Source organism: Streptomyces sp. 8K308 (assembly GCF_004348315.1).
Taxonomy (GTDB): Bacteria; Actinomycetota; Actinomycetes; order Streptomycetales; family Streptomycetaceae; genus Streptomyces.
Genome location: NZ_SMKC01000276.1, coordinates 1 through 9,606, shown reverse-complemented (window position 1 = coordinate 9,606; position 9,606 = coordinate 1). Strand labels below are relative to the sequence as shown.

Sequence of the window (9,606 nt, the reverse complement as noted above, 5' to 3'; positions counted from 1 at the left end):
GCGGAACGACGCGGGCCTGGCGCTCGGCCTCGTCGGGGGCGGGTGTCGGGGCGTGGTCGCTCATCCCTCCAGGGTAGGAACGCGGCGCGGCGGGGTCAGCCGTCGCGCGGTACGCGCTCCGCGAACGGCCGGCGCCGCCCCGGGCGGCGCGGCGCTGCGAAACGGCGCGGCGCGATCCGGACGTGAAGGTCCCATGGCGTCGTATTGAGCGGCGGCGGGGGTTTCGATCAGTATTGATCGGTGCTTGGCATAGCGGACGGCCGCCCCCCACGTGAACTCCACGGTCTTCCTCCCGGCGCCGAAGGACCCGTCGTGGGCCGGGCCGATCTGTTGACGCGCGCCCGGGAGCGGCTGCGCCGCGGCCGGGCGCTGCTGCTCTCAGGTCCGGTCGGCATCGGCAGGTCCACGGTGCTCGACGCGCTGGCCGAGGGCGCGGCCCTGGACGGCGCGTTGGTGCTGCGCTGCGCGCCGGCGCGGGCCGAGTCGGGGCTGCCGTTCCTGGACGACCAGCTCGACGAGTCGGCTCTGGCCGCCGTCGACGCGCTGCCGGCGGCCCAGCGGGCCGCGTTGGACGCGGCGCTCACCGGCGGGCCGGCGGCCGTGTCCCGGCTCCAGGGCGAACTGGCGTTGCGGCTCGCGGTGTTGTCGCTGCTGCGGGCGCTGGCGCGGCCGGGCAGGCCGGTCGTGCTCGCCATCGACGACCTGCAGTGGCTTGACCGGCCGAGCGCCGAGCTGTTGGCCTTCGCGGCACGCCGGGTGCGGCGGCTGCCGGTCGGCGTGGTGGCCACCGTGCGCACGCCCCTGGTCGGTGGCGACGGCGCCCGTCGTCTACGCGCATTGCCCCAGCCGGCCGAGGAGTTGCCGGTGGGGCCGCTGGAGTTCGGGCGGCTCGTGGAGCTGCTCGCCCGGCGGGTGGGGGCCGGCCTGCCCGGGTGGGCGTCGCGGGAGATCCATCGGGCCAGCGGCGGCAACCCGCGCTTCGCCCTGGAGTTGGCCACGGCGGTGGCCGGCGGGCGCGCGGTGCCCCGTCCCGGCGAGCCGCTGCCGCTGCCCGGCCGGCTCCGCGCCGAGGCGCGGCGGCTGCTCGGCCCGCTGTCGCCCGGCGCCCGCGAGACGCTGCTGCTGGCGAGCCTGGCGACGGGGCTCGAGCCCGCGTCGCCCACCGTTGAGTCGCTGCGGTCGGCCGGGCGGCCACGCGCGGCGGCCGAGGTGGCCGAGGCGGTCCGGCTGCGGGTGGTGGAGCCGTTGGCCGAGGACGGGGTGGTGCGGTTCACACATCCGCGCCGCAACGGCACCGACGGCACCGAGATCGCGGCCGGCGACATCTGGGTGCACCCGGACTACGACGATGCCACGATCACCAACGACGTCGCGGTCATCACGCTGACCGAGGAGATGCCGTACCAGACGCTGCCCCCCGTGGGCGCCGAGGACACCGACGTGTACGCCGCCGGCAGCTCGGCGCGGATCGTGGGCTGGGGCACCACCCGGGAGAACGGCCCGTCCTCCAACCAGCTGCGCACCGCCGAGGTGCCGACCGTCTCGGACGCCGACTGCGACGCGTCCTACGGCGCGGAGTTCGACTCCGCGGCCATGGTCTGCGCCGGTCTGCCGCGGGGCGGCGTGGACACCTGCCAGGGCGACAGCGGTGGGCCGCTGGTGCTCGACGGCAGGCTGGCCGGCGTCGTCTCCTGGGGCAACGGCTGTGCCCGCCCCGGCTACCCCGGCGTCTACACCCGACTGACCAGCTACGCCGACGAGCTGACGGCGCAGCTCGGCTCCTGACCGCCGAGCCGCCGGCCGGTTGTCCATCCCGTTCGGCCCGGTGCCCGCCCCACCGTCTCGCCCGTTATGTCACGCGCCGGGCGAGACGGTGGGATCATCGACCGTACCGGCACCGTTCACCCTGACGTCACTCTCTCGTACCCTTACGCGTCGGCAATCTGTTTAACGTCGCGTTCTACCTGACCAAAGCCACTGGAAGCCAGCGTGACCAAACTCTCCGTCATCGTCGCCTGTTACAACGTGCAAGACTTTCTGCCCGACACCCTGCGGGCGCTCGCCCGGAACGCGGGCGATGACCGGGAGTTCATTCTCGTCAACGACAACTCCAGAGACGCGACCGGCGAGGTCCTGGAGCGCGCGGCCGCCAAGCTGCCCGGCGCCCGGGTGCTCCACCACGAGACCAACCGCGGCCTCGCCCAGGTGCGCAACACCGGCATCGACGCCGCCCGCGGTCGCTGGCTGACCTTCCTCGACGGCGACGACTGGTACGCGCCCGGCTACCTCACCCAGCTGCTGGCCGCGGCCGAGTCCCTCGACTGCGACTTCGTGCGCACCGACCACGTCCAGGTCAACGGCACGAGCCGGGTTCTCGAGCGCGCCCCGGCGCCGCGCCGCAACGCGGTGCTCGACCCGCGCGACGGCGTCCTGCCGGTCCAGCGCAAGAGCATGGTGGACTACCCCAACGCCTGGTCGGTGGTCTGCCGGCGCAACGTCTTCGACGAGTTCGGCGTCCGCTTCGAGCCCCACCTGCGCACCTGCGAGGACCGGCCCTTCACCTGGCAGCTCCACCTGCGCACCCGCTCCTACGCCGCCGTCGACCTGCACGGCCTCTTCTACCGGCGCGGGGTGAGCAACTCCCTCACCCAGATCGGCGACGAGCGGCAGCTGGACTTCATCCCCGCGCATGACCTGATCCTGGACGAGGTCGTGGCCCACCCCGAGGCCGACCGGTTCCTGCCCAAGATCGTGCGCACCTACTGCGCGATGATCGCCTACCACATCAGCAAGGCCGACCGGCACCAGCCCGAGGTGGGCCGTAAGCTGCGCCAGATGTCGACGGACGCGCTGCGCCGGATGCCGCAGGAGCTGCTCGACCGGACGATCAACGAGATGGGCGCCGAGCGCGGCCGGGTGCTGCGCCGGCTGCTCGGCCGGACGACGACGCGGAAGGTGGCCGCGGCCTCATGAGCACCGACACGACGACCGCGGCGACCGGCGCGCCCGGCACCGCGCCGCGCACCCAGATCTTCGAGGTCTCCACGCTGTACGGCGCCGCCACGCTGGCCGCCGCCCTCGACGCCGGCCTCTTCGGCCCCGACGAGGCCGCCGAGGAGCGGATCCTGCTGGTGAGCAACAACGCCGCCGTCCCCGAGACGGCCGCCCTGCTCACCGAGATGCCCGGCTTCGACCGGATACTGACCCGCTTCGACCGGGTGCTCAGCTGGAACGACGCGATCGAGCCGCAGCACCCGGGCAGTTGGACGCCGCGCGAGCACGACGTGCCACTCTGGCGGCGGCTGCTGCGCACCGTCTGGGAGCTGCCCGACGGGCCGATGGACCTGGTCATCGAGTCGGTGCACGCCAAGCACGCCGTCGCGCTCGCCGCGATCTTCTCCGAGGCCGACGTGCACGTCTACGCGGACGGCCTGATGAGTTACGGCCCCACCAGGGACCGGCTCGCCTGGCCGACCGCCGTCCGGATCCAGCGTCTGCTGCACCTGGACCTGGTGCCGGGGCTGCGCCCGATGCTGCTGACCGAGTTCGACGTGCCGGCCGAGATAGTGCCCAGCGCCGCGTTCCGCGCCGTGCTCGACGAGATCACCGAGGCCGAGGGCGCCGAGGAGGCCGAGTCCGCGCTGGCCGCACTGGCCGAGCCGTCCGAGCCGTCCGAGCGCGATGCGGCGGCGGACCGGGAGCCCACCGCGGTCGTCCTCGGGCAGTACCTCGCCGCGTTGAACATCCTGAGCCAGGAGGAGGAGGAGCGGCTGCACGAGCGGATGGTGCGCGGCGCGGCCGCCGCCGGCTGCCGCTCGGTCGTCTTCAAGCCGCACCCGACGGCTCCCTCCCGCTACAACAAGGCGCTGGAGAAGGTCGCGGCCGAGGTGGGCGTGCGGCTGACCCTGCTCGAGACGCCGATGCTGGCCGAGACGGTGTTCCGCCGGCTGCGCCCCGACCTGGTGGTGGGCTGCTTCTCCACCGCGCTGCTGACCGCGTCCGCCTACTACTCCATCCCGATCGCCCGGGTCGGCACCGACTCGGTGCTGGGGGCGATCACGCCCTACGAGAACAGCAACCGGGTGCCGCTGACCATCGTCGACGCCCTGGTGCCCGACCTGGAGGAGCGCCGGGCGGGCGAGGTGGTCACGGAGCGCGCCGACGCCGGGGCCAAGATCGGCCCGCTGGTGCGGACCGTGGGCTACTGCATGCAGCACAAGCGCTACCCGGGGCTGCGCGCCGAGGCCCAGGAGTGGCTGGCCGCGCACCAGGGCAAGGCGGCCACCCGCTATGTGAACCGGGCCCGGCTGACCACCCTGGCCCTGCCGGGCGGTATCGCCGCCGGCCTCACCAGCCAGCTCCCCGGCGGCCGTGCGGCCCTGCGGATGGCCCGCAAGGTGAGGCGCACCATGCGCCGCGGTTAGGGCCTGCCATCCGCATCTTCGTGCTCGCGACGACTGGCATCCCTCCCCCAGACTCCGTCCGGGAGGGGCCCCACGCCGCGTTGCCCCACGCCGCGCGGTGCCGATGTGCCGCTCCGCGGCGTGGGGCATATCGACGCTGCGCGCGAGTACGGCCGAGTACGAGCTGCGCTGCTGTCGATGTGCGGCTCCGCCGCGTGGGGCGCCTTGCCAGCGAATGGGGGCACCTCCCAGCGTTAGCCGGGGGAGCCATCCGCCGCTCGCTGCTCCACGAAGATCCAGAAGACAGACCCAGCGCCGACGTCCTTCCGAGCTCCTGGAGCGCCCGATGGCAACGACACAGCCCGCGTGGCTTGAGCGTCGCAGGTTACGCGGCGGGCCAGCCGGGGTGCGCCGGACGACGCTGGCCGACGCGCTGCGCGCCTGCGCGCTGCACGGCGCGAAGCTGGTCGCCAACGCAGAGCAGCGGCGCGGCCGGCTCGCCGAGGCGCTGCGGGCGCTGCTCGCCGCCTACGCGCTCGACCCGGCCGTCGCCAGGGCGGCCGGCGCCGCCTCCTGGTCGCGGGACCGGGGTGAGCTGTTCGAGGCGCTGCTCCAGGCCGGGCAGCGGGCGCTGGCCTGCGGCTCGGGGCCGGAGCTGCGGCTCGCCGCGCTGATATCCGACGCCCTGCTCACCGAGCGGCCGCGTTCCAGGGCGGGTTGGCGGCTGCGGGCGCAGGTGCTCGAAGAGTTGGGCGACGAGGATCTCGCGGCCGAGGCGCACGAGCGCTATGTGGCGCTGTGCGACGGCGACGACCTGGGGATACTGCCGCGCGTCGCGGGCCTGCGGCAGAGCGCGGCGTCGCTTGACCCGATCCTGGCGCTGCTCGAGGCCGAGTTACCGGCCGCCAGGTCGCACGCCGGCCGGCACGACGCCGAGCTGTGGTCCGAGGGCGTCGCCTCCGGTGACCTGGCGCGGCAGGTGGCGGCGTTACGCGCCATGGTCGACCAGGGGCGGCCCGCGGCCGAGATCGCCACCGCGCTCGGGCAGTTCATGGACGCGTACGTGGCCGACCGCCAGGACCGCGGCGCCCCGCTCGCCGACGCCCGCGAGCTGCTGGCCCGGTACGCCGAGTACCGCGCGCTGCGGGAGCGCGGCCCGCTGCCCGACCCGCTGCTCGGCGGCACCCGCGTCGTGACCCTCGGCGACTTCCGCAACCTGGTCGCCGGCCGGACGATCTGCCTGGTGGCCAACTCCCAACTGGTCGGCTCCGGTCGGATGGGCGCGGAGATCGACTCCTACGACCTGGTGGTGCGGTTCAACTCCTTCCGCATCGACCCGCGGGCGACCGGCGAGCGCACCGACATCCACGCCACCATCCACAAGCACGGCTTCAACTGGGACCGGCGCGTCGACATCCGGCTCGTCTTCGGCGGCGTCGACGACACCTGGCGGCGGTCGATGCGCCAACGCCTCGTGCCCGGTGCCCAGTCGTACGTGAACGACGCCTCGCTGCGCTGGCCGGTGCGCGACGTCGGCAGGCTCGACGAGACCGTCCTGAGCACCATCCCCACCAGCGGCTTCAACATGCTGTGGCTGCTCGACTTCCTCGACGTCAACCCCCGCATCGACCTCATCGGCTTCGACTTCTACGCCAGCGGCGCCTACCGGTTGCCCGCCGCGATGAAGCTGCCGATCGCGTCCGTCCACGGTTACCAGAGCGAGCGGGAGTGGGTCATGGAGCGGGCCAGGGAGATCACCGACACGAGAATCGCCCTGCGGTGAGCGCGACCGTCACCGGCAGGCGCCGGGTCGCCTTCGCCGCCTACGTGGACGAGAACTACCTGCCGGGCTTCCTGGTGCTGCTGCGCAGCCTGGCGCTGTCCAACCCCACGGTCTGCGAGGACTTCGTCGTCCTCTACGACGACCTGCGGCCCTCCTCGTTGACGGCGATCCACCGGCTCCACCCGCGGGTGCGGCCGCGCCGGATCGACCCGGCGCGGTATGACGGGTTCGTCAAGGGCGACCCGGAGAACTACCTGGTCCGCAAGGCGTACTTCATCCTCGACGTCTTCCTGATCCGCGACTACGACACCGTGATCACGCTGGACACCGACATGGTGGTGCTCGGCGACATCGGGGAGCTGCTGCGGCTGCGCACCGGCTTGGCGGCCGTGCCGCAGTTCTTCCACGGGCCGGACAGGGGGCCGGAGAAGCTCAACAGCGGGCTGCTGGTGATCCAGCGCGAGTTCCTGACCGACGCGTTCTGGGCGCGGCTCGACGAGACGGGCCGCTCGGGCAAGTACGAGCTCGACAAGCACGACCAGGGCATCCTCAACGCGGTGCTGGCCGGCGACTTCGTCCGGCTCGACCCGTCGTACAACTTCGTCAAGCGCCGGCTGAGCGGCGACAAGTCGGTGCCGGGCAAGGTGCGGATCCTGCACTACACCGGGCGGCACAAGCCGTGGGCCGGCGGCGAGCGCGGCTACGCGCGGGCCGAGGAGGCGTGGCACCGGCACGACCTCCGCGACCACGAGTTCGCCTCCCGGTTCATGGCGCTGCCCGGCGCCAAGCACCCGGACCTGGTGACGCACCTGGGCACCGGGATCGTCGAGCGCACCGGGGACGTGAGGGTGGCCAGGGAGGTTGCCAGCGCCCATGTGGGGGCCGGCCGCTACCAGGAGGCGGTGGACGTCCTCAGCCGGGTGCGGATACCGGCCCACTGGGCCTGGCCGCACGAGGTGCTCGGCAGCGCCCTCGGCTCGGTCTCCCGCTACGAGGAGGCCGAGGCGCACCTGCTGTTGGCGGCCGGGGATCCCAGGCACGCGGCTCGCGCCCTCGGCCGGCTCGCCCAGCTGGCCTGGGTGCGCGGCGACGACGGGCGGGCCAGGGAGTACGCGCTGCGCGGTCTCGACGCCGACCCGCTCAACCGCACCTGCGCGCTCGTCCACCGGCGCGCCGAGCCGCGTCCCGCCGAGCCGGCCGAGGGCCGGGCGGCCGGACAGCTGGCGCACGTGGCCTACTTCATGGACCGGCAGGGCAACGCGGGCGACAAGGTGCTGCCGGAGGCGGTCAGGCTCTGCTTCGACCCCGATCCGGGGCCCGCGCGCTGGCACGCGATCCACGCGCACCGGCTCTTCGACGAGGCGGCGCTCGAGCGGGTCAACGCCCGCCGGGGCCTGGTGGTGGGCGGCGGCGGTCTCTTCATCCCCGACACCATGCCGAACGGCAACAGCGGCTGGCAGTGGAACGTGCCCGACCGGATGCTGGAGCGGATCCGGGTGCCGCTGGCGGTGTTCGCGGTCGGCTACAACGCGTTCGACGGGCAGTCCTACCCGGCGCGGCGGTTCGCCGAGAGCCTGCGGCTCCTGGTGTCCAGGTCGGCGTTCTTCGGGCTGCGCAACCACGGCTCGGTGGAGCGGGTCCGGGAGCTGCTGCCGGCCGACCTCCGTGACCTGGTGCGCTACCAGCCGTGCCCGACGACGGTGACGCGGCGTCTGGTGGCCGGCTGGCGGGACCCGGAGCCGGGCGAGCGGGCGGACACCATCCTGCTCAACTGCGCCTACGACCGGGCGGGACTGCGCTTCGGGCACGACTACGGGCACTTCCTCGGCGAGCTGGCCAAGGCCGTGCGGGGTCTGGGGAAGCTGGCCGAGGTGCGCTGTGTGGCGCACTCGCTCGACGACGAGCGGATCGCCTTCGACCTGCGGCGCGAGCACGGCATCTCGCTGCCGGTGGTACCGCTCTACGACTACGACGTGGCGCGGATCCACGCCGAGTTCGCGCGGACCAGGCTGGTGATCGGGATGCGCGGGCACGCCGGGATGATCCCGTTCGGCTGCGGCACGCCGATCATCAGCCTGATCTCGCACCCGAAGATGGCGTACTTCCTCTCCGACATCGGCCGCCCGGAGTGGGGGATCTCGGTGCACGAGGTCGACCTCGGCGCGATGCTGGTGGAGCGGGCGGCCGGGCTGCTCGCCAACCACGGGGCGGCCGTGGCCGACGTGCTCGGGCGGCAGGAGGAGCTGTGGCGGGTCACCCGGGCCAACGTGGAGCGGCTGGCCGAGGTCTTCGGCGGACCGGCCGCCTGAACCCGCCGCCGCGCCGTGCCAGCCCGGCCGGGATCAGCCGAGCCAGCGCCGCAGGCCGAGGCGGCCCCAGAGCATGCTGGCCCCGTAGGACAGCACGAGGGTGAAGGACAGCATCGCAAGCAGCGTCAGCACGGCGACGAAGCCGCCCATGTCGGCCGAGACGACGCGCGCGACCAGCTCCTCGACGAAGAACACGTGGACCAGGTAGGCGCCGAGCGCCGCCCCGGCCAGCCTGGAGAGCGTGGGCCGCCACCGCTCGGGGATCCGCACCCGGTTGAGCAGCAGGATCAGGCTCAGGGTGGAGAGGCCGACGAACAGGTGGGCGTAGGGGATGGGGTAGTGGATCTCGGTGGCGTACCAGACGGTGCCCACCGTCGTGGCGAGCAGCAGCGCGAGCAGGAGCCAGCGCCACCGCCGGGAGATCCGGTGCGGCAGGCCGATCAGCAGCGCTCCGCCGACCGCGTAGATCGCCTGGTAGGTGCCGAAGCTCCAGCCGAAGGAGGGCAGCTCGTCGAAGCCGGTGACCTCGGCCACGGTGGAGAAGATGGTCGGGCCCGCCGCGACGCCGAGCAGCGCCAGGCCGAGGCCCCAGGGGCGCTTGCCGTCCTTGACCAGCACCGCGAAGGCGAGCACGGCGACGATCGGGATGTACGCGTACATGAACCACAGGTGGTACGCGGGGCGTATCTCGCCGAAGAAGGACTGCACGGCCAGGTCGACCGCCGGCTCCTCGTTGAGGTCGCGCAGCCACGCCCAGGCAACGTAGGCCAGGCTCCACACGAACACGGGCACGGTGTTGCGGACGATGCGCGTCCACATCTTCCGCTCGTCCCTTGGCGGGGCGCCCACCAGCACCACCCAGCCGGCGATGGCGAAGAACAGGGGCACCGCGAACCGGTTGAGCGCCTCCCCGACGTGCCCCACCCAGTAGGCGCCGGCCCCGTTGGCCTCCTGACCCTCGACGACGTGGATGAAGGTGGAGGCGGTGTGCAGGAAGATCACCGCGACGGAGCCGACGAGCCGCATCAGGTCGACATCGTGGCGGTGTTCGCGGACGGACTCGGAGGAGGTGCGTGGGGGTGGCGTCGTTACGGCGGCGGTCGTGGGGGTG

General features: G+C 73.3%; 5 protein-coding genes and 2 pseudogenes. 6 read left to right on the top strand and 1 reads right to left on the bottom strand.

Going from position 1 to position 9,606, the window contains the following annotated elements; all coding sequences use genetic code 11:
• Positions 1 to 240: 240 nt before the first annotated feature.
• From E1265_RS39720 to E1265_RS27865, 6 genes and pseudogenes are all read left to right on the top strand, one after another.
• Positions 241 to 771: pseudogene (locus E1265_RS39720) on the top strand (ATP-binding protein); the annotation flags it as partial.
• Positions 772 to 1,272: 501 nt separating this feature from the next.
• Positions 1,273 to 1,785, top strand: a pseudogene (locus E1265_RS39715) (serine protease); the annotation flags it as partial.
• A 204-nt stretch (positions 1,786 to 1,989) separates the two neighbouring features.
• Positions 1,990 to 2,973: a glycosyltransferase family 2 protein gene (locus tag E1265_RS27880; protein WP_132933761.1), complete on the top strand. Its 984-nt coding sequence runs from the start codon at positions 1,990 to 1,992 to the stop codon at positions 2,971 to 2,973.
• Positions 2,970 to 4,424 (top strand): polysialyltransferase family glycosyltransferase, encoded by a 1,455-nt coding sequence (locus tag E1265_RS27875; RefSeq protein ID WP_132933760.1) that lies wholly within the window; start codon positions 2,970 to 2,972, stop codon positions 4,422 to 4,424. Before E1265_RS27880 ends, E1265_RS27875 begins: the two co-directional genes overlap by 4 nt.
• A 325-nt stretch (positions 4,425 to 4,749) precedes the next feature.
• A complete protein-coding gene (locus E1265_RS27870) occupies positions 4,750 to 6,186 on the top strand; it encodes a glycosyltransferase family 29 protein (protein WP_243741162.1) in 1,437 nt (478 codons plus the stop codon).
• Complete coding sequence (locus E1265_RS27865; protein WP_243741161.1) at positions 6,183 to 8,495, top strand: glycosyltransferase; 2,313 nt, start codon at positions 6,183 to 6,185, stop codon at positions 8,493 to 8,495. Before E1265_RS27870 ends, E1265_RS27865 begins: the two co-directional genes overlap by 4 nt.
• Before the next feature lie 33 nt (positions 8,496 to 8,528).
• On the opposite strand, the gene E1265_RS27860 is transcribed toward E1265_RS27865, so the two are convergent.
• Positions 8,529 to 9,606 (bottom strand): acyltransferase (locus E1265_RS27860; protein WP_243741160.1); only part of this gene is annotated, 1,078 nt, incomplete at its 5' end.

Bases quoted from the DNA above. Each gene is read 5' to 3' on its own strand.
- E1265_RS27870 (WP_243741162.1), top strand. From the start codon at position 4,750: ATGGCAACGACACAGCCCGCGTGGCTTGAGCGTCGCAGGTTACGCGGC.
- E1265_RS27875 (WP_132933760.1), top strand. From the start codon at position 2,970: ATGAGCACCGACACGACGACCGCGGCGACCGGCGCGCCCGGCACCGCG.